This is a genomic window from Streptomyces sp. NPDC051740, assembly GCF_044453165.1.
GTDB classification, from domain to species: Bacteria; Actinomycetota; Actinomycetes; order Streptomycetales; family Streptomycetaceae; genus Streptomyces; species Streptomyces atrovirens.
The window spans coordinates 112,822-137,687 of sequence record NZ_JBITCL010000006.1 but is presented as its reverse complement, the minus strand read 5'-3'; the positions used below and the strand labels follow the sequence as shown (position 1 = coordinate 137,687).

Here is a 24,866-nt window from a genome sequence, read left to right as displayed (position 1 = left end):
ACTACAGGTCTCCCGCTCCCGTCACCAGGACCACGTTCCCGGGCTCCTCCCGGTTCAGGTGACGGCGCAACTGATTGACCAGCAGCCGCTCGGCGCGCGGCCGGAAGGCGGAGGTGGGTCCGCCGACGTGCGGGGTGATGAGGACGCCCGGTGCCCGCCACAGGGGATGTTCCGAGGGCAGCGGTTCGGGGTCGGTGACGTCGAGGGCCGCGGTGATGCGGCCGCTCTCCAGCTCGGTGAGCAGCGCCTTGGTGTCGACGACGCCGCCGCGGGCCACGTTCACCAGCAGGGCGCCGTCCTTCATCCGGGCCAGGAACCCGGCGTCCACGAGGTGCCGGGTGGTCTCGGTCAGCGGCGTGGAGAGGACGACGACGTCCGCCTCCGGGAGCAGGGCGGGCAGTTCGGTGAGCGGGTGCACCGGCCCGCGCTCCGTGGTGCGTGCGGAGCGCGCGACGCGCGCCACCCGCGCGAGCTCGAACGGAACGAGCCGGTCCTCGATGGCCGCGCCGATCGAGCCGTACCCCACGATGAGCACGTTCTTGTCGGCGAGCGCGGGCCGGAACCCGCCGCGCCACTCCCCCTCGTCCTGTGCCCGCACGAAATCGGGGATGCCCCGCAGGGAGGCCAGGATCAGCGCGAGCGTGAGCTCGGCGGTGCTGGCCTCGTGCACACCGCGCGCGTTGCACAGCCGTACGCCGGCGGGCAGGTGCTTCAGACCGGGCTCCACGTGATCGGTGCCGGCCGACAGGGTCTGCACGACGCGGACGGAGCGCATCAGGGGCATCGGCCGCACCCCGACCCCGGCGGGCTTCATGTAGGGCACGACGTAGAAGACGCAGTCGGCCGGGTCGGCGGGGAACTCCTCACCCCCGTCCCAGAAACGGTAGTGCGGCCCCTCGGGAAGGCCCTCGATCTCGTCCGGCGGAATGGGAAGCCATACGTCAGCAGCGTTCATGGTTCGGAGGGTAGGGCCTGTCCGGCGGATCAGACCGAGGGGGATCAAGGTTGCCTTGTGGGCCCCGGGGAGCGGGCCCCGGTGCGTGCGGCCGCAAGGCGGAGGAGGGCGTCGGGGCGGAGCCCTGACGACCGGCGACGACGCCGCCGGGGGCACCGTCCACGCCCTTCGGGCAGTGGGGGGAGTGCGTGCCGGACCTCGCGTCTCCGGCACGATCCGCCGGACAGCCCCTCACTCAGGGGTGCGGGAGCGCAGAGGTTAGGTTGGGGAGCCGGAGAGGGAGGGTCACGACCAGGTGGAGCGCAGGACGATCGGTGCGGGGGCGCTCGCGGTGGGGGCCGTCGGACTCGGGTGCATGCCGATGAGCTGGGGCTACAGCACGTCCCGGCAGCGCGGCGAGGAGTCGCTCAGGGCGGTGCACCGGGCACTGGACGCGGGCTCGACGCTCCTCGACACCGCCGACATGTACGGTCCGTTCACCAACGAGCTGCTGCTCGGGCGGGTGTTGAAGGAGCGGCGCTCCGACGCCTTCGTGTCCACGAAGGTCGGGCTACTGGTGGGTGATCAGCACATCGTGGCCAACGGCCGCCCCGGCTACGTGAGAAGGGCCTGTGACGCGTCGCTGCGCCGGCTCCGGACCGATGTCATCGACCTCTACCAGCTGCACCGCGCCGACCCGGAGGTCCCGGTCGAGGAGACCTGGGGTGCGATGGCGGAGCTCGTACAGGCGGGAAAGGTACGGGCGTTGGGGCTGTGCGCGGTGGGGGCGCGCTCGGCGCGGCGGCCGGGGGCGCGGCTGCACGACGCGACGATCCGGCAACTGGAGCGGGTGCAGCAGGTCTTTCCGGTGAGCGCGGTGGAGGCGGAGCTGTCGGTGTGGTCGCCGGAGGCGCTGCGGGCGCTGCTGCCGTGGTGCGCGTCGCGGGGGATCGGCCTCCTGGCGGCGATGCCGCTGGGCAACGGCTTCCTGACCGGGACGCTGACGCCCGGCGTGGGCTTCGAGGCGGACGACCTGCGCGCCCGGCACCCCCGCTTCACGGCCGAGATGATGGCCGCGAACCAGCCGATCGTGGCCGGCCTGCGCCGCGTCGCCCGCCGGCACGGCGAGCACGTCACCCCGGCGCAGGTGGCGCTGGCCTGGGTGCTGGGCCGGGGCCGCCAGGTGATCCCGGTCCCCGGCACCAAGCGGGAGCGGTGGGTCGTGGAGAACGCGGCCGCGGCGGACCTGCGCCTGACGGAACACGACCTCGCGGAGATCGCGGGACTGCCCGCGGCGCAGGGGTCGTGGGACTGATCGACGGGCCGGCGGCGTCGAGCTCGCGGTTCGGGGTTCCGCGATCGGGAACTTCGGAGGCACGAGCGGTGTATGACAGGTAGGACCCGCCGCGTCGAAGGGACGAGATCGTGCAACGACGAGCCGTGACGGCCGTACTGGCCGCCGCCGCGCTCCTGCTGACCGCCGGCTGCTCCTCCGACGACGGGGGACCGCCGGGCGGCTCGGACGCCAGTGCCTCCCCGAGCGATACGGCGACGAGGTCGTCGTCGTCGGAGGGGAGCGCGGAGGAGACGCCGCCCGCGAAGGGCTCGGTGAAGGTGGTCCGCACGGTGACCACGGGCCTGAGCACTCCCTGGGGCCTGGCCCAGCTGGCCGACGGCGACCTGCTGGTCTCCTCCCGGGACGAGGCGACGATCACCCGGGTCGACGGCAGGACCGGCGAGAAGACCGAGCTGGGCGAGGTGCCCGGGGTGTCGCCGTCCGGCGAGGGCGGCCTGCTCGGCATCGCCCTCTCCCCCGAGTACGCCTCGGACCGCATGATCTACGCGTACTTCACCTCGGCCTCCGACAACCGCATCGTCCGCATGATCTACGACGAGGAGAAGCCGGCCGGTGAGCAGCTGGGCGCGCCGGACACGGTCTTCCGGGGCATCCCCAAGGGCGAGATCCACAACGGCGGCCGGATCGCCTTCGGCCCGGACAGGATGCTGTACGCGGGCACGGGTGAGAGCGGTGACACGGGTCTGTCCCAGGACAAGGAGTCCCTGGGCGGCAAGATCCTGCGGCTGACCCCGGAGGGCGAGCCGGCCCCGGGCAATCCGTTCCCCGACTCCGCGGTGTACTCGTACGGCCACCGCAATGTGCAGGGGCTGGCCTGGGACGCCAAGCAGCGACTGTTCGCCTCGGAGTTCGGCCAGGACACCTGGGACGAGCTGAACGCGATCAAACCCGGTGACAACTACGGCTGGCCGGAGGCGGAGGGCGAGTCGGACGACGGCGGCTTCCACAACCCGGTCGACCAGTGGACCACGGACGAGGCCTCCCCCAGCGGTATCGCCTACGCCGAGGGCTCGGTCTGGATGGCCGGCCTGGGCGGCGAGCGGCTGTGGCGCATACCCCTGAAGGGAACGGAGGCGTCGGCGGACCCGGAGGCCTTCCTGGAGGGCGAGTACGGCCGGCTGCGCACGGTGGCGGCGGCGGGCGGCGACAAGCTCTGGCTGGTCACCAGCAACACGGACGGCCGCGGCAACCCGAAGGAGGACGACGACCGGATCCTGGAGCTGGAGGTGAGCTAGCCGGCGCTCACGTCTCGTCGGGTTCCTCCTCCGGGACGGCCGGCGGGCGCACGGTGACCTTTCCGGACGCGAGGTCTATCGGCCCGCGTCCGGGATCGGCGTCGCCGACGTCCTCCCGGGTCAGCTCCAGACGGTTCTGCTCGTCGCGGGTGTGTTTACGGCCGGGGGCAAACAGTTCCTCGAAGGCGTTGAACATCGCTCCCCTCCCCAGGGACGAATGGATCGCACACCTATTGTCCCGCCGCCGACCGTTCACCCGTCTCCGCCGCGAACAGACCGAGCCGATGCGCCACCGCCGCCGCCTCCCCCCGTCCGGAGACGCCCAGCTTGGCGAGGATGTTGGAGACGTGGACGCTGGCCGTCTTCGGGGAGATGAAGAGTGCCTCGGCGATACGGCGGTTGGTGTGGCCGACGGCCACCAGGCGCAGGACGTCGTGCTCGCGGCTGGTGAGGCCGAGCGCAACGGCCGGGGCGGCGGGGGCCGGCTCGCGGGTGGCGGAGGGCAGTGCGAGGCGGGCGCGCTGCGCCAGCAGCGTGGCGGACCGGGCCAGCGGTGCGGCGCCGAGATGGTCGGCGACGGCGGTCACCAGCCGCAGCAGTTCCGTGGCGCGGGCGCGCTCGTCGTCGCCCGCGCCGGTGGCGAGCAGCGCCTCGGCGAGCCGGAACCGGACGCGTGCGAGGTCGTAGGGCCGCTCCAGTGGCTCGACCGCCGCGACGGCCGCGGACCACGCGTCCGGCGAGGTCCTGCCCTCGGCGCGCAGCAGCTCGGCGCGCAGCCACAGGTCGTACGCCTGCCATACGGGCACGCCGGTCGCCAGGGTCCTGGCCGCCGCGCGGATCCGGTCCAGGATCTCCGGGCGGCCGGGCTCGGTCGCCGGGGCGCCGTGGGCGTCGGCCTCCGCGGTGGTGGCGGCGAGCAGCAGGGGCCAGCCGTAGCGCTGGGTGCCGGGCGGGAGGCCGGTGTCGAGGGCGGCCAGCAACTCGGCGCGGGCGTCAGGGAGGCGGTCCTCGGCGGCGGCGATGCCGATGGCGACCCACTTCATGGGGAGGGCGTACTGCGGCATCGGGTCATGGGTGCCGAAGAAGGTGCGGGCGTCGGCGAGCCGGCGGGCGGCCTCGGCGATGTCCCCGCGGTCGTACGCGAGGTACGCCAGGCGCATCGAGCCCCCGGCGCGGGGCTTGGCGCTCTGTTCGAGACGCTGGGCGTTGGCCGCGGCGCGGGCCGCCTCGTCCCAGCGGCCGAGGGTGTGGAGGGACTCGGCGAGGTTGCCCCACACCCACCCCTCGGAGTCCAGCAGTCCGAGCCTGCGGGTGAGGTGGACGCCTTCGCGGAGGAGTCCGGCGGCCTCCTCGGAGCGGCCGACGCCTTCGAGGACGGACGGGAGGTTCACATGGGCGCGAGCCACCACCAGGTCCATGCCCAGTTCGGTCGCCCGGTCCTTGACCTCGTACATCTCGGCGAGCCCGGTGTCGATGTCACCGGCGTCGACCAGGAGGCCGCCGAAGGTGAGCCGGGCGTTCAGCTCGATGTCGTGGGCACCGACCATGCGGGCGTACTCGACGGCGCGTTCGGCGGCGGCCATGGCGTCCGGGCCGGGGTCGTGCAGCATGGACCAGCCGGCGGCGGAGGCGAGGACCTCGGCGTGCACCTCGGACGGGGGCAGCCCGCGCACCAGGTCCTGGGCGGTGCCGAGTTCGGCCCAGCCGTCGCCGCGGGCGAGGGCCTGGGTGAGCCGGGAGCGCTGCACCCAGAACCAGGCGGCGCGCAGGGGGTCCGGGTCCTCGTCGAGGAGGCGCAGCGCCCGCTTGGTGATCTTCATCGAGCGTTCGCGTTCCCCGCAGAGGCGTCCGGCGACGGCGGCTTCGGCCATCAGGTCGAGGTAGCGCAGCGGCGTCGTCTCGGGGTCACCGCCGCAAGGAGGGTAGACCTCGGCGTGGTCGAGGGGGCGCAGCGTGGCCCGTACGGTGTCGGGGACGGCGTCCCACAACTCCATCGCCCGGTCCAGCAGGTCCAGTTGCTCGGAGTAGGCGTGGCGCCGGCGGGCTTCCACGGAGGCGTCGAGGACGGCGGGCAGGGCCTTGGCCGCGTCGTGGGCGTGGTACCAGTAGCTGGCCAGGCGGGTCGCCCGCTCGTCGGCGGGGACCAGGGTGGGGTCGGCCTCCAGGGCCTCGGCGTAGCGGCGGTTGAGACGGGAGCGTTCGCCGGGCAGCAGGTCGTCGCTGACCGCCTCGCGGACCAGGGAGTGGCGGAAGCGGTAGCCGTCGCGGTCGGGCGCGGGGGTGAGGATGCTGGCGTTGACGCCGGCCCGCAGGGCCTCGATGAGGTCGTCCTCGGTGAGCCGGGCGACGGCGGCCAGCAGCCGGTCCTCGACGGTGGAGCCGCCCTCGGCGACGATCCGGGCGACCCGCTGGGCGCTCTCCGGCAGGCCCTCGACCCTGACGAGGAGCAGGTCGCGCAGGGAGTCGGTGAGGCCGGTGCAGCAGCCCTCGTCGGAGGCGACGGCGAGTTCCTCGACGAAGAAGGCGTTGCCGTCGGAGCGTTCGAAGATGTCGTCGACGCGGTCGGGGTCGGGTTCGCGGGCGATGATGCCGGCTATCTGCCGGCCGACCTCCTCGCGGTTGAGGCGGCCGAGTTCTACGCGCTGGACCGTGCGGAGCCGGTCGAGTTCGGCGAGGAGGGGACGCAGGGGGTGGCGGCGGTGGATGTCGTCGGAGCGGTAGGTGGCGAGGACGACGAGGCGGCCGGTGCGCAGGGTGCGGAGCAGATAGGCGAGCAGGTGGCGGGTGGAGGCGTCGGCCCAGTGCAGGTCCTCCAGGGCGAGGACGACGGTGTGGTCGGCGGCGACGCGCTCCAGCAGGCGGGCGGTGAGCTCGAAGAGACGGGCCATGCCCTGTTCGTCGCGGCGGGCCTCGCGGGCGGCGGTGCCGATCTCGGGGAGCAGACGGGCGAGCTCCTCCTCCTGGCCGGAGGCGGCGGCGGCGAGCTGGTCGGGCAGTTCGCGGCGGAGTTGGCGCAGGGCGGTGGAGAAGGGGGCGAAGGGGAGTCCGTCGGCGCCGATCTCCACGCAGCCGCCGAGGGCGACGATCGCGCCTCGGCGGCGGGCCGCGGTGGCGAACTCCTCGACGAGGCGGGTCTTTCCCACACCGGCCTCGCCTGCGATGAGGAGGGCCTGGGGTTCGGTGGTGGCGCGGGTGAGGGCGGTGTTCAGTGTGTCGAGCTCGGTGCTGCGGCCCACGAACACGGGACTGACGGACTTGGTCTCCACGGTTCTGAGCATGTCACGCCCTTCCGGCGACGGGTCACCGGTTTTTGTTGTGGGGCGGGGGTGGTCCTGCGGACCGGCGCTTGTGTGGTATCCGGTGTGGGGGTTGGACGGGGGGTGTTCGCGCTGCCCGGCGCTTGCGGGGTGCCTCCCCCACTCTCGACTCCGCTCGAGCGGGAGGTGCCCCCACCGCCCACCCGTGCCGCCCTGGGGGCACCTCCCAGGCCCTTAAGGCACTGGGGGAGGCACGACTGCCCGCGGAAACGGCAGGGTGGCGGCACGACTGCCCGCTGTGAGAGAGGGTGGCGGCACGACTGCCCGCGGGGAGTGGGAACTGCGGGGCGGCGGCCGGCCCCCGTGCGGTCGCCGCCCCGTGGTCATGCGGCTCGGGTGAACCAGTGGCGGCGGGCATGGCTTTCCGCCTCGGTGTTCCGGGGGGCGGCGGTGCGGCGGAGGCGGGTGGCTTCCCGGACCAGGCGGTGCTCCTCCCCCTGGCGGACGAGGTCGTCGTGGTGGAGTCGGTGGAGTGCGTACTCGAACATGGTGTGTCCCCCGGAGGAGTCGGTGTCGGCCATCGCTTTCCGCGATGCCTCCACCTTCGTCTCCGAGACGGGTCCGCCACATCGGGAGGGTTCCGTATCTTCCGGCCGGCGCGGGGCCTTAGAAGGTACTTAGGCCGCCTGAGCCCCCAGTTGCCGTACCACCAGCCCCGCCGCACCGGCGACCGCGAGTGCCATGGCGGCCGTACGTGTGTGGCGCGCGTTCAGCCGCCGGGTCAGCGGACCGGCGAGCAGTACGCCGGCGACCGCCGCCGGCGCGAGCAGCACCGTGTGCTGGAACGTGTGCGCGCCCACCGCCCCCGCCGCCCCCAGCGCGGCCAGGCTCATCAGCGAGCCGGCCAGGAAGAACGCGCTCATCGTGGCCCGCAGCCGTGGTCCGCTCAGCCGCTGCCACACCATCGCCATCGGCGGGCCCCCGATGGAGGTCGCCGTGCCCATCAGCCCCGACGCCATCCCGGCCAGGAACACCGAGGAGCGCCGCGCCCGGGGCACGTACCCCGCCGCGCTCACCGCGACGCCGGTGAGGACCACCCCCGCGATGAGCAGCGCGAGGTACCTCGCCGGCAGCGCCACCACGAGCAGCGCGCCCGCGGCCGCTCCCGGGACCCGTCCGGCGAGGGCCCAGCCGCAGCCGCGCAGATCCGCCGGGCCCCGCTCCCGCACCAGCACCGCCGCCGTCACCCCGGCGGCGAGCAGCAGCACCACCGGAGGTGCCAAGGCGGGGTCGACCACGGCGAACACCGGCGCGGCGATCATGCCCAGGCCGAAGCCGACGGACACCTGGAGCACCGCGCCGACGCCCACCGTGAGGGAGAGCAGGGCGAACTCCGCGCCGGTCATGCCCACGCGGGCCGCGTCTCCAGGGGGAAGTGGCACAGGACGGTGTGGTCGTCACCGTCGCCCCCGGACTCACGGACGACGAGCGGGGGCACCTCGGTGGCGCACTTGTCCTCGGCGCGCCAACACCGGGTGCGGAAGCGGCAGCCGGAGGGGATGTCGAAGGGCGAGGGGATCTCGCCCTTGAGCTGGATCTCCTGGTCGTGGGCGGCGCGGGAGGCGTCCAGCACCGGTGCGGCCGACATCAGCGCGGCGGTGTAGGGGTGCTGCGGCCGGTCGAAGACGTCCTCGGTCCCACCGTGTTCGATGACCTTGCCCAGGTACATCACCGTCACCCGGTCGGAGATGTACCGCACCACGGACAGGTCGTGGGAGATGAACACGTACGCGACGCCGAGCCGGGACTGGAGTTCGGAGAGCACGTTGAGGACCTGGGCCTGCACCGACAGGTCCAGGGCAGAGACCGGTTCGTCGCACACGATGAGGTCGGGGTCCAGGGCGAGCGCGCGGGCGATGCCGATGCGCTGGCGCTGTCCGCCGGAGAACTCGTTGGGGTAGCGGTGGGCGTCGCTCTCCCGCAGTCCGACCAGGGACAGCAGTTCGCGGATCCGCTTCTCGCGGGCCCTGGCGTCGGGGACGACGTCCCGGTGGGTGCGCCAGGGCTCGCCGATCAGATCGGCGGCCGACATACGGGCGTTGAGCGAGGCGAAGGGGTCCTGGAAGACCATCTGGACGCGGCGCCGCCAGCTCAGCAGCTCCTTGCCGCGCAGGGCGAACGGGTCGACACCGTCGTAGCGGACCGTGCCCGCGTCGGGCCGTTCCAGCCCGAGCAGCACCCGCGCGAGGGTGGACTTGCCGCAGCCGGACTCGCCGACGAGCCCGAGGGTCTCTCCCCGGCCGAGCCGTACGTCCACTCCGTCCAGGGCGGTCAGCCGGCGGCGTCCGCTGCCGAAGCTCTTGGTGACACCGCGGACCTCCAGCAGTGGCGGGTGTCCGTCGGTCCGGGGCCCGGCGGTCTCGGTGGTGGTGCGGGACTCAGTCACGGTCGAGCTCCTCGGAGAAGTGACAGGCGGCCGAACGTCCGTCGCCGGTGGCGCGCAGGGACGGCCGTTCCCGTACGCAGCGCTCCCGCACCAGCGGGCAGCGGTCCTGGAAGACACAGCCGGGCGGCACCGCGCTCAGCTCGGGCGGGCTGCCGGGGACGGCGGGCAGCGGCTGTCCGCGCTCGGCGTCCTCGGGGACGGAGTCGAGCAGTCCGCGGGTGTAGGGGTGGCGGGGCGCGGAGAAGACCTCGCGCACCGTGCCCTGCTCCACGACCGTGCCGGCGTACATCACGACGACGTCGTCGGCGCGCTGGGCGACCACGGCGAGGTCGTGGGTGATCAGTACGACGGCCATGTCCCGCTCGTCCTGGAGGTCCCGCAGCAGCCGCATGATCTGGGCCTGCACGGTGACGTCGAGGGCGGTGGTCGGCTCGTCGGCGATGAGTACGTCGGGGTCGAGGGCGACGGCCATCGCGATCAGCAGCCGCTGGCGCATGCCGCCGGAGAACTGGTGCGGGTAGGACTTGGCCCGCTGCCTCGGTTCGGGGATGCCGACGCGGGTCATCAGCTCGATCGCCTTCTCCTGGGCCTCGCGCCGGGAGAGTCCGCGGTGGATGCGGAACGGCTCGCCGATCTGCCGGCCCACCGGCTGCACCGGGTTGAGGGCGGTCAGGGCGTCCTGGAAGACGATCGACAGTACGGGACCGGCCAGTCTGCGGCGCTCGGCCGGGCTGAGGCGCAGGGTGTCCTCGCCCCTGACCCGTACGGCGCCTCCGGTCACGGAAGCGGCGGGGTCGAGCAGTCCCACGACCGACAGCGCGGTCATCGACTTGCCGCAGCCGGACTCGCCGAGGAGGGCCAGGGTGCGGCCGCGGCGGACGCTGAAGCTGACGCCGTCCACGGCGCGCACCGTCCCGGAGGCCGTGCTCAGGTCCACGCACAGCCCTTCGACGTCGAGGGCCGGGCCGGTGTCGGACGAGGCGGATGTGGTCGTCACGGGATCATCTCCGGGGGTACGGCGGCGGAGGCTCCGCGGCGCTTGCGGGGCAGCGTCAGACGCCAGCGCTGGGCGGGGTCGGTGGCGATGCGGGCCCAGGCGGCGAGCACCGTGGCGGACACGGTGGTGAGCACGATGGCCAGCCCGGGCAGCACGGTGATCCACCAGGCGGTCTGGAGGTACTGCCGGCCCTGGGCGACCATCAGGCCCCAGCTGACGTCCGGGGGCTGGATGCCGATGCCCAGGAAGCTCAGCGAGGACTCGGTGAGCATCACGAAGCAGAAGTCGAGGGTGGCGACCGTCAGCAGGGTCGGCAGGGCGATCGGGAGGATGTGCCGGTAGATGATGTTCCGGCTGGGGGTGCCGAAGGTGCGGGCCGCGTCGACGAACAGGCGGCTGCGCAGCTCGGCCGCCTCCGCGCGGGAGGTGCGCAGGTAGACCGGGATGCGGGCCACGGCGAGGATCAGCACGATGTTCATCGCGGAGGGCGAGAAGACGTACAGCACGACGACCGCGATGAGCAGCGAGGGGAAGCTGAGGATGACGTCGGCGACGCGCATCGCCACGCTCTCCCGGCGGCCCCCGTGGTAGCCGGCCCACAGGCCGATCGCGGATCCGATCAGCAGGGAGCAGAGCACCGCGGGGACGGCCACGGACAGGGTCGTGGCCGCCGCGTCGATCAGCCGGGCCAGCACGCTGCGCCCGAGGACGTCGGTGCCGAGCAGTCCGTAGAAGCCGTCGCTCAGGGAGGGCGCCCGCAGGGAGGCGTCCAGGTCCTGGCGTTGTGCGTGGTCGCCGATGAACAGCCGGCCGAAGAGGGCGACCAGGACGACCAGGCTCAGGACGACGGCTCCGACGGCGGCGGCCCGGTCCCGGCCGAGCAGCCGCCACCAGCGCGGCGGGCTCTTCCGGACGGGGGCGGCACCGTCCGCGGTGGCGGTCTCCGCTGTGGTCATGATGCTTCCTTCGCTCACGCCGGCACCGCCTGACGTACTCGGGGGTCGGTCAGCGCGTGGCAGACGTCGACGAGGATGTTCAGCGCGAAGATCGTCACCGCGGTCATCAGGACGGCCGCCTGGAGGACCGCGAAGTCGCGCTGGAGGATGGAGTCGATCATGAGCTTGCCGATGCCGGGCCAGCCGAAGATCGTCTCCACGATGACGGCGCCGTTGACCAGGCCCACCGTCAGGTCGCCGGCGACGGTCAGCACCGGCGTCACCGCGTTGCGCAGGGCGTGGCCGAAGATCACCCGGCGGGGTGTGGCGCCCTTGGCGCGGGCGATCTTGACGTAGGGCGCGGAGAGCGCGGAGACCATGCTGCCGCGCACCACCTGGACGAGCACGCCGAACGGGCGGATCAGCAGGGTCGCGACGGGCAGCACCCAGATCTCGGGCCCGCCGAGGGTGCCGGAGGTGGGCAGCAGGTCGAGGCTGACGCCGAAGACGAGGACGCCCATGACGGCGAACCAGAAGTCGGGGATGCTGGCGGCCGTCATCGACAGCAGGCTGGCGATCCGGTCGACCGGGGAGTTGGGCCGGTAGGCGGCCAGGCTGCCGATCAGCACCGCCCCGGTGATCGCGAGGAGCATGGTGACGCCGGCGAGCTGGAGGGTGACGGGGAAGGCGTCGAAGACCATCTCGGTGGCGGACTGCCCGGTCCGCAGCGAGGTGCCGAAGTCCAGGTGGGCGGCGTCGACGAGGTAGTTCCAGAGCTGGGCCGGGACGGAGAGGTCGAAGCCCTGGGCGGCGGAGAACTCCGCGCGCTGTTCGGCGGTGGCGCTCAGCGGGAGGTAGAGGTCGACCGGGTTGCCGGTCATCCGGGCCAGGAAGAACACGCCCAGCACCACGCACACCAGGGGGACGGCGCTGGAGAGGACGCGTTTGCGCAGAAAGGTGACCATGTCAGTGCTGTCCCGCCTTCGCCGGGCCGACCTCTGCCAGCCGCATCTCGTCGCCGGTGGCGGAGTTCGGCTCGTACCGGATGGACGGTGACAGGCCGAGCAGTCCGCTCATGTGGGCCAGGTGGGCGTACTGGACGACCGACCTGTTCTGGTCCGCGAGCAGGCCGGCGAAGGCCTTCTGCCGCTGCTCGCCGGAGAGCGCGCCCGCGTCGGCGATGCGCCGGTCGAGCTCCTCGGTGCCGAAGGTGGACTGGGGTCCGTCGCTCAGCAGGTACTGGCTCGTGGTGAAGGCCGCGTCACCGGCCTGGTTGCCGTGCATGATCAGCAGGGCGATGGGTCCGACGTTCTCGGGCAGCGGCCGGAGCTGGTACTGGAGCTGGGTGGCGGTGTCCGCCATCCGGACCTTGACGTTCAGCCCGATCCGCCGCATCTGGTACTGGAGCGCCTCCGCCGTCTCCGACACCCCGGAGAACATGCCGTTGCGGGCGACCAGGGTGATCTGCCGGTCGACGGGTACGCCGTCGGCCTCGGCCTCCTCGATCAGGGCCCTGGCCCGTGCCACGTTCTGCCGGGTGGGTTCGATCTCCTCGTCGTGTCCCACCACTCCGGGCGGGACGAGCTGGCCGGCCGGTTCGGCGAGTCCGCCGAGCAGGGCGTCGATGATGCCGTCCCGGTCCACGGCCAGGTCCACGGCGCGACGTACCCGTATGTCGTCGAGCGGCGCCTCGCGGCCGTCCAGCCGCAGCGCGGTGGTCTCGTTGTTGGGGTAGGCGACCGTGGTGTCCTTCCCGGCCTCGATGGGGTCGAGGGCCACGGCGATCTCCGCCTCGCCCTTGTCGATCATGGCGGCGCGGACACTGGCGTCGCTGCGCCAGACGTAGCGGGCGCGGGGGAAGTCGGGGGCGTCGCCCCAGTAGTCGTCGTAGCGGCTGAGGTCGATCGCCGCTCCGGGCTGCCAGGAGCTGACGGCGTAGGGGCCGGTGCCGACGGGGATACGGACCTTGGCCTCGGCGTCCGTCGTGCGCGGCACGATCTCCACGAAGCTCAGGCGCAGCGGCAGGATCGGGTCGGGCTGCTCGGTGGTGACGGTCAGCCGGGTGTCGCTCTCCGCCTCGACCGTCAGGTCGTCGTCGCCGAAGACATAGCCCTCGACGTTGCAGGCGAGGTCGGAGTTGACGGCCCGGTCGATGGAGAAGGCGGCGTCCCGCGCGGTGAACGGCTCGCCGTTCTGGAAGGTCACCCCCTCGCGTGTGTCGAAGGTCCAGGTGCGGTCGCCGGTCTGTTTCCAGCCGGTGGCGAGCAGCGGGTGGAGTTCGCCGGAGTCGGGGTCGCGTTCGACGAGGGGCTCGGTGATGTTGGACCGGACGACGACGCCGGTGCCGGTCAGCGAGGCCTCGCAGGGTTCCAGGGTCGGTGGTTCCTGGGTGAGCACCACCCGCAGGGTGCGGCCGTCGGCACGGCCGGCGTCACCGGCGGCGCTGCCCGCCACGGCGCAGCCGCTGGACAGCAGCACCGTGCCCGCCAGGAGTGTCGCCGTCGGCGCGCGGAGGCGCCTTCGTCCGGTGGGCGGAAGGGGGGAAACGGAGAACTTCATCGTCGGCCTGTCTCCGGTGAGTGCTGGTGTGTCGCGTTCCACGTACGGGTGACTGCGAGAGGCTGTCTACACTTGCGTACCCGGTCCGCATCTGTGAACGCCGAAGCTAAACCGGCACCGTGGCAGCGTCAAGACATGTGCGGGAACGGATCCGCGCCGCGCTCCTCGCGCGGCCGGTCCGTGCCGGGCACGGCCGGCCGCCCCGCCCGGCACGGCGGCGCGACCGGCCGGACCGTCCGGCGCCATGCCGAGGCGCCACGCCAAGGCGCCGACGCCCGAGCCGACCGGCCGCGACGACCGCGTGGCCCCGGACGCCTTTCACGGCACCCACAGGGCCGCGCCTGCTCCACCCGCGCGCCCCGCCCCCATCGATCCAGGCAGGAGATCACATGCCCATTCCCGGCACCACGACCGCCCCGGCCACCGTGCTCCAGGTTTCCCCGCTGCCCCCCGGCCTGGAGCGGACCCTTGCCGAGCGCCATCACACGGTGCGTCTGCACGAGCTGCCCGACCCCGACCGCTTCCTGCGCGACCACGGCGCGGACGTGGTCGCCGCCGTCACCAGCGCGCGGTTCGGGGTCGGGAACGCCCTGATGGACGCGCTGCCGAGGCTGGGCGCGATCGTCCACTTCGGCGTCGGACACGAGACCACGGACGTGGTCCGCGCCCGGGCGCGCGGCATCGACGTCAGCAACACCCCGGACGTGCTCACCGACTGCGTGGCCGACCTCGCCGTCGGCGCGTTGATCGACGTCATGCGCCGGATGTCGGCGGCCGACCGGTACGTACGGGCCGGCGGCTGGAGCACCGCGCCCTTCCCGCCGGCCGCGCGGGTGAGCGGGAAGCGGGTCGGTGTCCTCGGGCTGGGCCGCATCGGCCGGGCCGTGGCGCGACGGCTCGAGGGGTTCGGCGTGGAGGTGTCGTACTGCTCGCGCGTCCCGGTGCCCGGTGTCCCGTACCGCCGTCCGCCCACCGCGCGGGCGCTGGCCGAGGCGTGCGACGCGCTCGTCGTCACCGTCGCCGGCGGCGCGGGAACGGAGGGCCCGGTGTCGGCGGCGGTGCTGGACGCGCTCGGCCCCGAGGGCCATCTGGTGAACGTCGCGCGGGGCAGCGTCGTCGATGAATCCGCCCTGGTCGCGGCGGTGGAGGCGGGGCGGATCGCGGGCGCGGCGCTCGACGTCTTCGCCGACGAGCCGAACGTGCCGCGGGCGCTCCTGGACTCGGACCGGGTGGTCCTGCTCCCCCATATCGCCAGCGCCACCCGGGAGACCCGCGAGGCCATGGGCGATCTGGTGCTGCGCAACGTGGAGCGGTTCATGACCGAGGGGGTCCTGCTCACCCCGGTACCGGGATCCGCCCATTGACACCGCCGCACCTGGCTGTCTACAAATGAGAACGCCGACTACATATGAGGATGGCATTCATGGTTCGGACCTCAGAGCGGATCGCCGGCGTCACCGTGACCCCCGTGGCCTTCCGGGACCACCCCTTGCTGAACACGGTCGGAGTGCACGAGCCCTACGCCCTGCGCACCATCGTGGAGATCACCACCGAGTCCGGTGTCAGCGGCGTCGGTGAGACCTACGGCGGCACGGTGCACCTGGAGCGGCTGCGCCGGGCCGCCGACGGACTGACCGGCATGGACGTGTGGAGTCTGAACGAGCTGATCGCCCGCACCACCCGCGCGCTGGGCGCCGACACCACGGGCGGCGACGGCATGTCCGGCATGGTCACGGGCAGCAGCACCGTGGACCGGGTCATGTCCCCGTTCGACGTCGCCTGCCTGGACGTCCAGGGCAAGCTCGTGGGCCGCCCGGTCAGCGACCTGCTGGGCGGAGCGGTCCGCGACTCGGTGCCCTACAGCGCGTACCTCTTCTACAAGTGGGCCGGCCACCCGGGCCAGGAGGACGACGACTGGGGCCCCGCCCTCGACCCGGCGGGACTGGTCGAACAGGCCCGCCGCATGATCGGCACGTACGGCTTCACCTCGATCAAGCTCAAGGGCGGTGTCTTCCCGCCGGACGAGGAGATCGCCGCGGTCAAGGCGCTGCGCAAGGCGTTCCCGGAGCTGCCGCTGCGGCTCGACCCCAACGCGGCCTGGAGTACGGAAACGTCCCTGCACGTCGCCCGGGAGCTGGACGGCGTCCTGCAGTACCTGGAGGACCCGACCGAGGGCATCGACGGCATGGCCGCCGTGGCCCGCGAGACGCCCACGCCGCTGGCGACCAACATGTGCGTGGTCTCCTTCGACGACCTCGCCCCGGCGGTGGCGAAGGGAGCCGTCGGCATCGTCCTGTCCGACCACCACTTCTGGGGCGGTCCGCGGCGCTGCGGACAGCTCGCCGCGATCTGCGGGACCTTCGGCCTCGGCCTGTCGATGCACTCCAACTCGCACCTCGGCATCAGCCTCGCCGCGATGACCCACCTGGCCGCCGCGACACCGCGGCTGACCTACGCCTGCGACACGCACTGGCCCTGGAAGCGGCCCGACGAGGACGTCGTCGACCCCACGCCGCTGCGGTTCGTCGAGGGCCGGCTCGCCGTGCCGACGGCTCCCGGACTCGGCGTGGAACTGGACCGGGACGCCCTGGCCCGGCTGCACCGGCAGTACCTCGACTGCGGGCTGCGCGACCGCGACGACACCGGCTACATGCGCCGCTTCGAACCGTCCTTCCCGACCAAGACCCCCAGGTGGTGAGCCGATCATGCGCATCATGCTCGACCACCGCATCCTGAGCCGCTTCCACGACCGGCTCAAGGCGTCCACCCAGGGCGAGCACGACTGGCTGGAGTCCTTCGACCTGGATCCCGCACGGCTCTCCGAGGCCGTCGCCGGCGTCGACGTCTACGTCGGCTCGAAGCTGAGCCCCGAGGACGCCCGGCGCGCGCGGCGGCTGCGGCTCGTCCACGTCGTCGGCGCCGGCTACGACGGCATCCCGCTGGACGCGCTCCACCCGGGGGTCACGGTCGCCACCACCCACCACCACGGCCGCTCCATCGCCGAGCACGTGCTGATGTCGATGCTGATGCTCTCCCGCGACGTGCTGGGCGCCGACCGCGCGCTGCGCGCCGGGCGGTGGCGCAACGTGGCGGTCGACCCCGGACTGCCCTTCGGGACCACGCTGCACGGCCGCCGGGTCGGCATCATCGGCTTCGGCGAGACCGGCACCGAGGTCGCCCGGCTGTGCCAGGCGGTCGGCCTGCGGGTCCGCGCCGTACGACGTGACCCCTCGGCGCCGTTCCCCGCGGACCTGCGGCCCGACTGGGTCGGTGGCGACGACCGGCTGCCGGAACTCCTCGCCGACTCCGACGTCGTGGTGGTCACCGTCCCGCTGGGCCCCGCCACCCGTGGACTGATCGGCCCCGCCGAACTGAAGGCCATGGGACCCGAGGCCCTGCTGGTCAACGTGGCGCGGGGGCCGGTGGTCCAGGAGGAGGCGCTCTACGAGGCGCTCGGCTCCGGCACCATCGCGGGCGCCGCACTGGACGTGTGGTGGTCGGGCCCGCCCGACGCGCCGAGCCGGCTGCCCTTCCAGGACCTGCCGAACGTACTGATGACCCCGCACCACTCGGGCCACACGGCCGACACCTTCGCCGCCCGCGCGACCGAGATCGCCGAGAACATCGGCCGGCTGGAGCGGGGGGACGCGCTCACCAACGTGGTCCGCGCTCCGTCCCCCGGCCGTTGACACCGGCCGGCACTCCCGTCCCTCACCCAGAGTAGGAAACCCACCCATGCTCGAAGGCGTTCTGTTCTTCCCCGTCACCCCGTTCACCGAGACCGGTGACGTCGACCTCGACGCCCTGCGCCGGCACATCGCGGCCAGGGTCGACGCCGGACCGGGCGGAGTCTTCGTCGCCTGCGGCACCGGCGAGTTCCACGCCCTGGACCACGAGGAGTACACCGCGGTCGTCCGCACCGCCGTCGAGGCGGTGGCGGGACGCGTCCCGGTGTACGCCGGGGCCGGCGGCGCCGTCGGCCAGGCCCGCCGGCTCGCGCGGGTGGCCGCGGAGGCCGGTGCGGACGGTCTGCTGCTGATGCCGCCCTACCTGGTCGAGGCCCCCGCCGACGGGCTCGTCGCCTACACCCGCGACGTGGCCGGCGAGACCGCCCTGCCGCTGATCGTCTACAACCGGGCGAACGCCCGCTTCGACGAGCGCTCGGCGGCGGCGATCGCCCAGTTGCCCACCGTGACGGGCTTCAAGGACGGCACCGGCGACCTCGATCTGCTCGCACGGATCGTCCCCGCCGTACAGGAGGCACTCGACGGGACCGGCAAGGAGTTCCAGTTCTTCAACGGCATGCCCACGGCCGAGGCCAGCCAGCTCGCGTACCGGGCGCTGGGCGTGGAGCTGTACTCGTCGGCGGCCTTCGCCTTCGCGCCCGACATCTCCCTGGCCTTCCACCGCGCGGTGGAGGAGGGTGATCAGAAGCGGATCGACGCGCTGCAGCGGACCTTCTTCCACCCCCTGGTCCGGCTGCGCAAGCGGGTTCCGGGATACGCGGTGGCGCTGGTGAAGGCCGGGGTCACCCTGGAGGGCCTCGCGGCCGGACCGGTCCGCCCGCCGCTGACCCCCCTCACCGCGCCCGAGACCGAGGAACTGGCGGCCATCATCGCCGAGGCACGCGCCGTACTCGCCTCCTGAACGCGCGTGAGGGGTCTCCGGACACCCGGAGACCCCTCACGCGGCCCGGCTCAGCCGGTCGCCGGCAGGCCCAGCAGCACGTCGGTGTACTTGAGGACCGCCAGCAGCAGTCCGATGACGCCGAGCGACACGCCCGCCCAGGCGACCGACTTGGTCCAGGGCGCCTGGGCGGTCCGTCCCGGCGTCCCGAACGCGGGCCTCGCCAGCACCACCACGCCCACGATCAGCGCGGTCAGCGCGAACAGGCCGGCCCACAGCGCGCTGGTGTGCCAGGCGTCGCCGTACACCTCCTTGACCTGGGTGGCGACGGAGGCGTCCGCGGCCGTCTCCAGCTGGCCCATGAGGGTCTCCCGCGCGGCGGCCACCGTGCCCAGCCAGCCGCCGGTGAGCGAGACGAGGCCGAGGGCCGCGGAGACGACCGCGGCGGCGCCCTGTCCGACACCGGACGGACCGTCCTCCTTGCCGGCCCCGGTCCCGGCCTCGGGTGCGTCCCGCACCTCGTCCGTGGCGTCGTCCGGCTCAGGGGCGTCCACCGCCGTCTCGTCGCGCTCGGTGTCGGCTCCGGTCTCGTCCACTGTCCTGGTTCCCATGCCCCGCACCGTACGGACGCTCTCTGAGAGTCCGCTTAATGATCGTTGTGCGCCGCGCGCCACTCCGGGGCCAGCACGGACCACACCTCCAGGTCGTGGCGTACCCCGTGGTGGAGATGGGCCTCGCGGCGCACACCGTCACGGGTCATGCCGAGCCGGCGGGCGACGTTGACGCTCGGCTCGTTGCCGGCCGCCGCGACCCATTCGACCCGGTGGATGCCGCGCTGCTCGACGGCCCAGTCGATGAGCACCCGCATCGCGCGGGTGACGAGCCCGCGACCGGTGGCGGCGGGCTCCAGCCAGCAGCCCACCTCGCAGCTTCCGTTCCCGGCGTCGAAGTTCAGGGTGAGCACCCCGCCCACGAGCGTGCCGTCCAGCCACAGCCCGTGCAGCGAGGCGGTGTCGGCGGCGCGCCAGTCGGCGTACCGCCGGAGCACCTCCCGCGCCCCGGCCACGTCCGTGGCCTTGGAGCCGAAGGGGACGTACTGGTTGATGAACTCCCGGCCCCGGTCCAGATGGGCCAGGAACTCCTCGGCGTGCCAGGGCTCCAGGGGGCGCAGTTCGGCTCCGTCGTCACCCAGTCGTATCGCGTACATCCCGCTGCTGCTCCTCCTCGGCCAGCACGTCCGCCACCTCGGCGTCCGTGGCGGCGGCCAGCCTCTCATGGGCGGCCCGGGCCTCGGGCGGCTCGATGCTGATGCGCGGCAGGATCCGGTCCAGCGAGCGCGGCAGCCACCAGTTGGCGCCGCCGAGGAGGTGCATGAGGGCGGGGACCAGCAGGGTGCGCAGGACGAAGGCGTCGAGGGCGACGGCCGCGGCGAGCGCGATGCCGAACATGGCTATCACCCGGTCGCCGGTGAGGACGAAGGCGAGGAAGACCGAGATCATGATCACGGCGGCGGAGTTGATCACCCGGCTGGTCTCCGCGAGGCCGACGCGGACGGCCCTCCGGTTGTCGCCGGTCTCCAGCCACTCCTCGTACATCCGGCTGACCAGGAAGACCTGGTAGTCCATGGAGAGCCCGAAGAGGACCGACACCATGATCACGGGCAGGAAGGGCTCGATGGGACCCGCGCTGCCGAGGCCGAGCAGTTCGCTGCCCCAGCCCCACTGGAAGATCGCGACGACGACGCCGAAGGCCGCGGCGACGGCGGCCACGTTCATCACGGCGGCCTTCAGCGGGATGGCCATGGACCGGAAGGCGAGCAGGAGGAGCAGACAGCCCAGGCCGATCACGACACCGACGAAGAGGGGCAGCTTGTCGACGATGACGTCGGCGAAGTCGTCGTACCCGGCCGTCACACCGCCGACGTGCACGTCGAGCGAGGTGCCCGACTCGGCCCGCGGCAGCACGTCGTCGCGCAGCCGGTCGACCAGGTCACTGGTCTGCTTCGACTGCGGGGACGACTCCGGTACGACGGTGAGGTACGCGGTGTCGCCGCCCGCGCCGTAGGTCGCGGGCGACACCGACGCGACGCCCTCGGTGGCGCGCAGGGTGGTGTCGAGGTTGTCCAGGGCGAGCCGGTCCCCGGCGCCGTCGACGTGGGTGACGAGGGTGAGGGGGCCGTTCACGCCGGGGCCGAAGCCGTCGGCGAGGAGGTCGTAGGCCTGGCGGGTGGTGGACGTCTTGGGGTCGTTGCCCTGGTCGGAGGTGCCCAGGTGGAGGGAGAGGGTGGGCAGCGCGAGGACGGCCATGACGACGACGGCGACCGCGCCGAGCAGCTTGGGGTGGCGCTCGACCAACGCCGACCAGCGGGCGGCGAACCCGGTCGGCAGCTCCGGCTCGGGCCCGTGCTCCGCCAGCCGGCGCCGCTCCCGGCGGCTGAGCGCGCGTATGCCGATGTACTTCAGCAGGGCGGGCAGCAGGGTGACGGAGGCGGCGACGGTCAGGACGACGGTGAGCGAGGCCGCGATGGCGACGCCGTTGAGGAAGTTCAGCCGGAGGATCAGCATGCCCAGCAGGGCTATGCAGACGGTGGCGCCCGCGAAGACGACCGCCCGTCCGGTGGTGGCGACGGCGTTGGTGGCGGCCTCGGTGACGGTGAGGCCGCGCTTCAGTCCGCGCCGGTGCCGGGTCACGATGAACAGCGCGTAGTCGATGCCGACGCCGAGCCCGATCAGCATGCCGAGCATGGGGGCGAAGTCGGCGACGGTCATGACGTGCCCGAGGAGCACGGTCCCGGCGTAGGCGGTGCCGACGCCGACCAGGGCGGTGGCTATGGGCAGCAGCGCGGCGGCGAGCGAGCCGAAGGCGAGGAAGAGGACGACGGCGGCGACGGCCACGCCGACGATCTCGGCCGTGTGCCCGCCGGAGGACTCGCCGGTCTCGACGGCGCTGCCGCTCAGCTCGACCTGGAGCCCGTCGGTCCGTGCGGCCTCGGCCGTCTCCACCACGGTGGCGGCCTCGCCCGCGTCGATGTCCTTGGACCGGTCATCGAAGGTGACCGTGGCGTAGGCGGTGCGGCCGTCCGCGCTGATCCGGCCGGCGCCCTGGTCGCCGTACGGACCGCTCACGGCGGCCACGCCGGGCAGGTCCCCGATCCGGTCCAGGGTGCGGGTCATGGCCTGCTCGACACCGGTGTCCCGGACGCTGCCGGACGTGGTGTGCCAGACCACGTTGTCGCTGTCGCCGTCGAGTCCCGGGAAGCCCTCCTTCAGCAGTTGGGTGGCCCGCCCCGACTCGGTGCCGGGCACCTGGTAGTCGTTCGAGTAGGCGGAGCCGGCGACGAAGGCGCCGGCGGAGACCCCGCCGAGGGCGAGGAGCCAGAGCAGAACGGTGATCAGACGGCGTTGGACACACCAGCGTGCGAGGGCTGCCACGAAACGTGCTCCCGGAGTGACTGAGGTGTGGATCTTTGACCGGGAACAGCCGAAGGTGGACCGAACATCCCGCAAAGAACGCATGAGCAATGCACTGACCACTCTTGCAGGCATAACTGATCGTTTGTCGCTTTCGTGTCCTTGTTCACATCTCCGCGAGCAGCGGCACCGCTCAGTCGAACTGGTCCCCCAGCGCCATGATCATGAGCCCCGCGACCAGCGGCCCCAGCGCTCTGCGGGTCCGCCCCCGGGAGCCCAGCACCGCGGCGAGGGCGCAGACGGCGGCCCCGCAGGCGTACGCGACGGGGACGAGGGCCGGTGCGGAACCCGCGAGACGGAGCAGAGCGGCGGCCACACCCGCGAGGGCGAGTACGGCCCCGGCACCGACCGCGGCCCACCGGGCGCGCCGCACCTCCCGCGAGGCTTCGTCACCCTGCCCGGCGTCCTGCCCGGCGTCCGCGGCCCGGACGTCCGCGGTCTGGTCATCGGAATCGGCGCGTCCACTCATGGCGCGGGAGCGTAGCGTCCGCGGCCCGGAAATCCGGATGCGGGGGTGCGGGGCCGGCTGCTACCGTCCGCCCTTCCGACGTTCCGCGGCAGTCCGCCGCCGGCCGAAGCAGGTGCTTTGATGATTGTCCGCCCGAGCTCCGACGCGACCCTTTCCCTCTTCACGGCCCCAAGGAGCCCGTTCACCGATGTCGGACATCACACCGAACACCCCGCGCGACGACCTCGCTAGCCGCATCGCCCTGCCCCGCTACCCCCGCAGCAGCGCCTACGACGCCCGCTGGGCCGTCGACAACCAGATGGGCCCGCACGCGCTGTGGCTGCTGGAGTGGCTCGCCCCTGCCCTCGGCCTCGACACCCTGCGCCCCGGCGCACGCGTGCTCGACCTGGGCTGCGGACGCGCCATGACGTCGGTCTTCCTGGCCAGGGAGTACGACGTCCAGGTCACCGCGGCCGACCTGTGGATCAAGCCGGACGACAACGCGCGCCGCATCGCGGAGGCGGGCGTGGCCGACCGGGTGTTCCCGGTCCTCGCCGAGGCGCACGACCTGCCCTTCGGGGAGGAGAGCTTCGACGCGATCGTCTCCGTCGACGCGTACCAGTACTTCGGCACCGACGACCTGTACCTGCCGACGCTGACCCGGCTGCTGAAGCCCGGCGGGCGGATCGGGGTCGTCGTCCCGTCGACGCCCGAGGAGATCGAGGGCACCGAACCGCCGGAGCACCTGAAGCCCTTCTGGGACCCCGCGTTCTGGTGCTTCCACAGCCCCGCCTGGTGGCGCCGCCACTGGACCCGCAGCGGGGCGGTGGAGGTCGAGACGGCCGACTGGCTGGAGGACGGCTGGCGGGAGTGGCTGCTCTGGTGCGACGTCGTCCACGAGGAGAGCACGGAGGAGTTCCACGTGCGGATGAGCCGGGAGTGCGCGGAGATGCTCCGCGTGGACCAGGGCCGCACGCTGGGCTTCGCCCGTGTGGTGGGCCGCCGCGCCTGACCGCGTGACGGCGTGACCGCATGAGGGAGGGGACGCACCGGACCCGGTGCGTCCCCTCTCCCGTTCTTCGGCGCTCAGCCCTCGCCGACACCCAGCTTCTGCAGGATCAGCTCCTTCACGCGGGCCGCGTCGGCCTGCCCGCGCGTGGCCTTCATGACCGCGCCGACCAGGGCACCGGCCGCGGCCACCTTGCCACCGCGGATCTTGTCCGCGATACCCGGGTTGCCGGCGATGGCCTCGTCGACGGCGGTGCCCAGGGCGCCCTCGTCGGAGACGACCTTCAGACCGCGCTTGTCGACCACCTCGTCCGGGGTGCCCTCACCGGCGAGGACGCCCTCGATGACCTGACGGGCCAGCTTGTCGTTCAGATCGCCCTTCACGACCAGCTCGGCGACCCGGGCCACCTGCTCCGGGGTGATCGCCAGCTCGTCGAGCGACTTCCCGGACTCGTTGGCGCTGCGGGCCAGCTCACCCATCCACCACTTGCGGGCGGAGGCCGCGTCGGCACCGGCGTCGATCGTGGCGACGATCGGGTCCAGCGCACCGGCGTTGAGGATGGCCTGCATGTCGGTGCCGGAGATCCCCCACTCCTCGCGGAGCCGGTTGCGGCGCACCAGCGGCAGCTCGGGCAGGGCGGAACGGATCTCCTCGACCCACTCGCGCGAGGGCGCCACGGGCACCAGGTCGGGCTCCGGGAAGTACCGGTAGTCCTCGGCCTCCTCCTTCACGCGGCCGGAGGTCGTGGACCCCGTGTCCTCGTGGAAGTGGCGGGTCTCCTGGATGATCGTGCCGCCGCCGCCGAGCACGGCGGCGTGCCGCTGGATCTCGAAGCGGGCGGCGCGCTCGACGGACCGCAGCGAGTTGACGTTCTTCGTCTCGCTGCGGGTGCCGAACTTCTCCCGGCCGTGCGGGCGCAGCGACAGGTTCACGTCGCAGCGCATCTGGCCCATCTCCATCCGGGCCTCGGACACGCCGAGCGCCCGGATGAGCTCGCGCAGCTCACGGACGTAGGCCCGCGCGACCTCGGGGGCACGCTCGCCCGCTCCCTCGATCGGCTTGGTGACGATCTCGATCAGCGGGATGCCGGCGCGGTTGTAGTCCAGCAGGGAGTGGGACGCGCCGTGGATACGGCCGGTGGCACCGCCCACGTGCGTGGACTTGCCGGTGTCCTCCTCCATGTGGGCGCGCTCGATCTGGACGCGGAAGGTCTCGCCGTCCTCCAGCTGCACGTCGAGGTAGCCGTCGAAGGCGATCGGCTCGTCGTACTGGGAGGTCTGGAAGTTCTTCGGCATGTCCGGATAGAAGTAGTTCTTCCGGGCGAAGCGGCACCACTCGGCGATCTCGCAGTTCAGCGCGAGACCGATCTTGATCGCCGACTCGACGCCGGTCGCGTTGACGACCGGGAGCGCGCCGGGCATGCCGAGGCAGACGGGGCAGGTCTGGGTGTTCGGGTCGGCGCCCAGCGCCGTCGAGCAGCCGCAGAACATCTTGGTCCGGGTGCCGAGTTCGACATGGACCTCGAGGCCCATGACGGGGTCGTACGACGCGAGTGCGTCCTCGTACGACACCAGGTCAGTCGTGGTGGTCACG

22 protein-coding genes are annotated in these 24,866 nt (G+C 72.8%); 7 read left to right on the top strand and 15 right to left on the bottom strand.

The features are described 5' to 3' along the window. Window position 1: 1 nt before the first annotated feature. Window positions 2-955, bottom strand: a complete 954-nt coding sequence (locus ACIA6T_RS12580) for a 2-hydroxyacid dehydrogenase (protein WP_399446515.1) — start codon at window positions 953-955, stop codon at window positions 2-4. A 295-nt stretch (window positions 956-1,250) separates the two neighbouring features. Here ACIA6T_RS12580 and ACIA6T_RS12575 point away from each other — a divergent pair, with 295 nt between their 5' ends. Both ACIA6T_RS12575 and ACIA6T_RS12570 read left to right on the top strand, forming a co-directional pair. Continuing rightward, on the top strand, window positions 1,251-2,249 hold the full coding sequence (locus ACIA6T_RS12575; protein WP_399446514.1) for an aldo/keto reductase: 999 nt from the start codon (window positions 1,251-1,253) through the stop codon (window positions 2,247-2,249). 110 nt (window positions 2,250-2,359) lie between these two features. Next, window positions 2,360-3,526, top strand: coding sequence for a PQQ-dependent sugar dehydrogenase (locus tag ACIA6T_RS12570; RefSeq protein ID WP_399446513.1), 1,167 nt, complete (start codon window positions 2,360-2,362; stop codon window positions 3,524-3,526). Window positions 3,527-3,533: 7 nt separating this feature from the next. On the opposite strand, the gene ACIA6T_RS12565 is transcribed toward ACIA6T_RS12570, so the two are convergent. From ACIA6T_RS12565 to ACIA6T_RS12525, 9 genes are all read right to left on the bottom strand, one after another. Then, window positions 3,534-3,722: a DUF6191 domain-containing protein gene (locus tag ACIA6T_RS12565; RefSeq protein ID WP_385052299.1), complete on the bottom strand. Its 189-nt coding sequence runs from the start codon at window positions 3,720-3,722 to the stop codon at window positions 3,534-3,536. 34 nt (window positions 3,723-3,756) lie between these two features. After that, window positions 3,757-6,804 carry an AAA family ATPase gene (locus ACIA6T_RS12560; RefSeq protein ID WP_399446512.1) on the bottom strand — a complete coding sequence of 1,016 codons (3,048 nt, stop codon included), beginning with the start codon at window positions 6,802-6,804 and terminating at the stop codon, window positions 3,757-3,759. A 362-nt stretch (window positions 6,805-7,166) separates the two neighbouring features. Next, the gene (locus ACIA6T_RS12555; protein ID WP_399446510.1) at window positions 7,167-7,364 is read right to left on the bottom strand and encodes a hypothetical protein; all 198 of its coding nucleotides are present in this window, start codon (window positions 7,362-7,364) and stop codon (window positions 7,167-7,169) included. A gap of 96 nt (window positions 7,365-7,460) precedes the next feature. After that, window positions 7,461-8,189, bottom strand: a complete 729-nt coding sequence (locus ACIA6T_RS12550) for a sulfite exporter TauE/SafE family protein (RefSeq protein WP_399446658.1) — start codon at window positions 8,187-8,189, stop codon at window positions 7,461-7,463. After that, window positions 8,186-9,229 carry an ABC transporter ATP-binding protein gene (locus ACIA6T_RS12545; RefSeq protein ID WP_399446509.1) on the bottom strand — a complete coding sequence of 348 codons (1,044 nt, stop codon included), beginning with the start codon at window positions 9,227-9,229 and terminating at the stop codon, window positions 8,186-8,188. Before ACIA6T_RS12545 ends, ACIA6T_RS12550 begins: the two co-directional genes overlap by 4 nt. Next, a complete protein-coding gene (locus ACIA6T_RS12540; protein ID WP_385052308.1) occupies window positions 9,222-10,226 on the bottom strand; it encodes an ABC transporter ATP-binding protein in 1,005 nt (334 codons plus the stop codon). Before ACIA6T_RS12540 ends, ACIA6T_RS12545 begins: the two co-directional genes overlap by 8 nt. Continuing rightward, complete coding sequence (locus ACIA6T_RS12535; protein WP_399446508.1) at window positions 10,223-11,182, bottom strand: ABC transporter permease; 960 nt, start codon at window positions 11,180-11,182, stop codon at window positions 10,223-10,225. Before ACIA6T_RS12535 ends, ACIA6T_RS12540 begins: the two co-directional genes overlap by 4 nt. A gap of 14 nt (window positions 11,183-11,196) precedes the next feature. Then, a complete protein-coding gene (locus ACIA6T_RS12530) occupies window positions 11,197-12,126 on the bottom strand; it encodes an ABC transporter permease (protein ID WP_399446507.1) in 930 nt (309 codons plus the stop codon). A 1-nt stretch (window position 12,127) separates the two neighbouring features. Beyond that, a complete protein-coding gene (locus ACIA6T_RS12525; RefSeq protein ID WP_399446506.1) occupies window positions 12,128-13,720 on the bottom strand; it encodes an ABC transporter substrate-binding protein in 1,593 nt (530 codons plus the stop codon). A 389-nt stretch (window positions 13,721-14,109) separates the two neighbouring features. On the opposite strand from ACIA6T_RS12525, the gene ACIA6T_RS12520 reads away from it, so the two are divergent. From ACIA6T_RS12520 to ACIA6T_RS12505, 4 genes are read left to right on the top strand one after another with little or no spacing between them, the layout of a single operon-like run. After that, entirely contained in the window at window positions 14,110-15,084 is a 975-nt protein-coding gene (locus ACIA6T_RS12520) for a 2-hydroxyacid dehydrogenase (RefSeq protein ID WP_399446505.1), read from the top strand. Between the two features lie 59 nt (window positions 15,085-15,143). Continuing rightward, window positions 15,144-16,418, top strand: coding sequence for a glucarate dehydratase family protein (locus ACIA6T_RS12515; protein WP_399446504.1), 1,275 nt, complete (start codon window positions 15,144-15,146; stop codon window positions 16,416-16,418). Between the two features lie 7 nt (window positions 16,419-16,425). Continuing rightward, complete coding sequence (locus ACIA6T_RS12510) at window positions 16,426-17,409, top strand: 2-hydroxyacid dehydrogenase (RefSeq protein WP_399446503.1); 984 nt, start codon at window positions 16,426-16,428, stop codon at window positions 17,407-17,409. A gap of 46 nt (window positions 17,410-17,455) precedes the next feature. Beyond that, window positions 17,456-18,367 carry a 5-dehydro-4-deoxyglucarate dehydratase gene (locus ACIA6T_RS12505; RefSeq protein ID WP_399446502.1) on the top strand — a complete coding sequence of 304 codons (912 nt, stop codon included), beginning with the start codon at window positions 17,456-17,458 and terminating at the stop codon, window positions 18,365-18,367. A gap of 50 nt (window positions 18,368-18,417) precedes the next feature. On the opposite strand, the gene ACIA6T_RS12500 is transcribed toward ACIA6T_RS12505, so the two are convergent. From ACIA6T_RS12500 to ACIA6T_RS12485, 4 genes are all read right to left on the bottom strand, one after another. Beyond that, entirely contained in the window at window positions 18,418-18,957 is a 540-nt protein-coding gene (locus ACIA6T_RS12500) for a hypothetical protein (protein ID WP_399446501.1), read from the bottom strand. 35 nt (window positions 18,958-18,992) lie between these two features. Next, window positions 18,993-19,553, bottom strand: coding sequence for a GNAT family N-acetyltransferase (locus tag ACIA6T_RS12495; protein WP_399446500.1), 561 nt, complete (start codon window positions 19,551-19,553; stop codon window positions 18,993-18,995). Beyond that, window positions 19,531-21,777: an MMPL family transporter gene (locus ACIA6T_RS12490; protein ID WP_399446499.1), complete on the bottom strand. Its 2,247-nt coding sequence runs from the start codon at window positions 21,775-21,777 to the stop codon at window positions 19,531-19,533. The genes ACIA6T_RS12495 and ACIA6T_RS12490 overlap by 23 nt, the downstream gene beginning before the upstream one ends. 172 nt (window positions 21,778-21,949) lie before the next feature. Continuing rightward, entirely contained in the window at window positions 21,950-22,285 is a 336-nt protein-coding gene (locus tag ACIA6T_RS12485; RefSeq protein WP_399446498.1) for a hypothetical protein, read from the bottom strand. 187 nt (window positions 22,286-22,472) lie between these two features. On the opposite strand from ACIA6T_RS12485, the gene ACIA6T_RS12480 reads away from it, so the two are divergent. Next, a complete protein-coding gene (locus ACIA6T_RS12480; protein ID WP_399446497.1) occupies window positions 22,473-23,276 on the top strand; it encodes a methyltransferase domain-containing protein in 804 nt (267 codons plus the stop codon). Window positions 23,277-23,350: 74 nt separating this feature from the next. Here ACIA6T_RS12480 and gatB read toward each other — a convergent pair whose 3' ends face one another. Then, complete coding sequence (gatB, locus tag ACIA6T_RS12475; RefSeq protein WP_399446496.1) at window positions 23,351-24,865, bottom strand: Asp-tRNA(Asn)/Glu-tRNA(Gln) amidotransferase subunit GatB; 1,515 nt, start codon at window positions 24,863-24,865, stop codon at window positions 23,351-23,353. Between the last annotated feature and the right edge of the window lies 1 nt (window position 24,866).

What these genes read in the sequence shown, in the direction of transcription:
- ACIA6T_RS12555 (WP_399446510.1), bottom strand. Translation starts at nt 7,364, where the DNA reads ATGGCCGACACCGACTCCTCCGGGGGACACACCATGTTCGAGTACGCA.
- ACIA6T_RS12525 (WP_399446506.1), bottom strand. Translation starts at nt 13,720, where the DNA reads ATGAAGTTCTCCGTTTCCCCCCTTCCGCCCACCGGACGAAGGCGCCTC.
- ACIA6T_RS12505 (WP_399446502.1), top strand. Translation starts at nt 17,456, where the DNA reads ATGCTCGAAGGCGTTCTGTTCTTCCCCGTCACCCCGTTCACCGAGACC.
- ACIA6T_RS12515 (WP_399446504.1), top strand. Translation starts at nt 15,144, where the DNA reads ATGGTTCGGACCTCAGAGCGGATCGCCGGCGTCACCGTGACCCCCGTG.
- ACIA6T_RS12565 (WP_385052299.1), bottom strand. Translation starts at nt 3,722, where the DNA reads ATGTTCAACGCCTTCGAGGAACTGTTTGCCCCCGGCCGTAAACACACC.
- ACIA6T_RS12530 (WP_399446507.1), bottom strand. Translation starts at nt 12,126, where the DNA reads ATGGTCACCTTTCTGCGCAAACGCGTCCTCTCCAGCGCCGTCCCCCTG.
- ACIA6T_RS12480 (WP_399446497.1), top strand. Translation starts at nt 22,473, where the DNA reads ATGTCGGACATCACACCGAACACCCCGCGCGACGACCTCGCTAGCCGC.
- ACIA6T_RS12560 (WP_399446512.1), bottom strand. Translation starts at nt 6,804, where the DNA reads ATGCTCAGAACCGTGGAGACCAAGTCCGTCAGTCCCGTGTTCGTGGGC.
- ACIA6T_RS12510 (WP_399446503.1), top strand. Translation starts at nt 16,426, where the DNA reads ATGCGCATCATGCTCGACCACCGCATCCTGAGCCGCTTCCACGACCGG.
- ACIA6T_RS12495 (WP_399446500.1), bottom strand. Translation starts at nt 19,553, where the DNA reads ATGTACGCGATACGACTGGGTGACGACGGAGCCGAACTGCGCCCCCTG.
- ACIA6T_RS12500 (WP_399446501.1), bottom strand. Translation starts at nt 18,957, where the DNA reads ATGGGAACCAGGACAGTGGACGAGACCGGAGCCGACACCGAGCGCGAC.
- ACIA6T_RS12485 (WP_399446498.1), bottom strand. Translation starts at nt 22,285, where the DNA reads ATGAGTGGACGCGCCGATTCCGATGACCAGACCGCGGACGTCCGGGCC.
- ACIA6T_RS12520 (WP_399446505.1), top strand. Translation starts at nt 14,110, where the DNA reads ATGCCCATTCCCGGCACCACGACCGCCCCGGCCACCGTGCTCCAGGTT.
- ACIA6T_RS12535 (WP_399446508.1), bottom strand. Translation starts at nt 11,182, where the DNA reads ATGACCACAGCGGAGACCGCCACCGCGGACGGTGCCGCCCCCGTCCGG.
- ACIA6T_RS12580 (WP_399446515.1), bottom strand. Translation starts at nt 955, where the DNA reads ATGAACGCTGCTGACGTATGGCTTCCCATTCCGCCGGACGAGATCGAG.
- ACIA6T_RS12550 (WP_399446658.1), bottom strand. Translation starts at nt 8,189, where the DNA reads ATGACCGGCGCGGAGTTCGCCCTGCTCTCCCTCACGGTGGGCGTCGGC.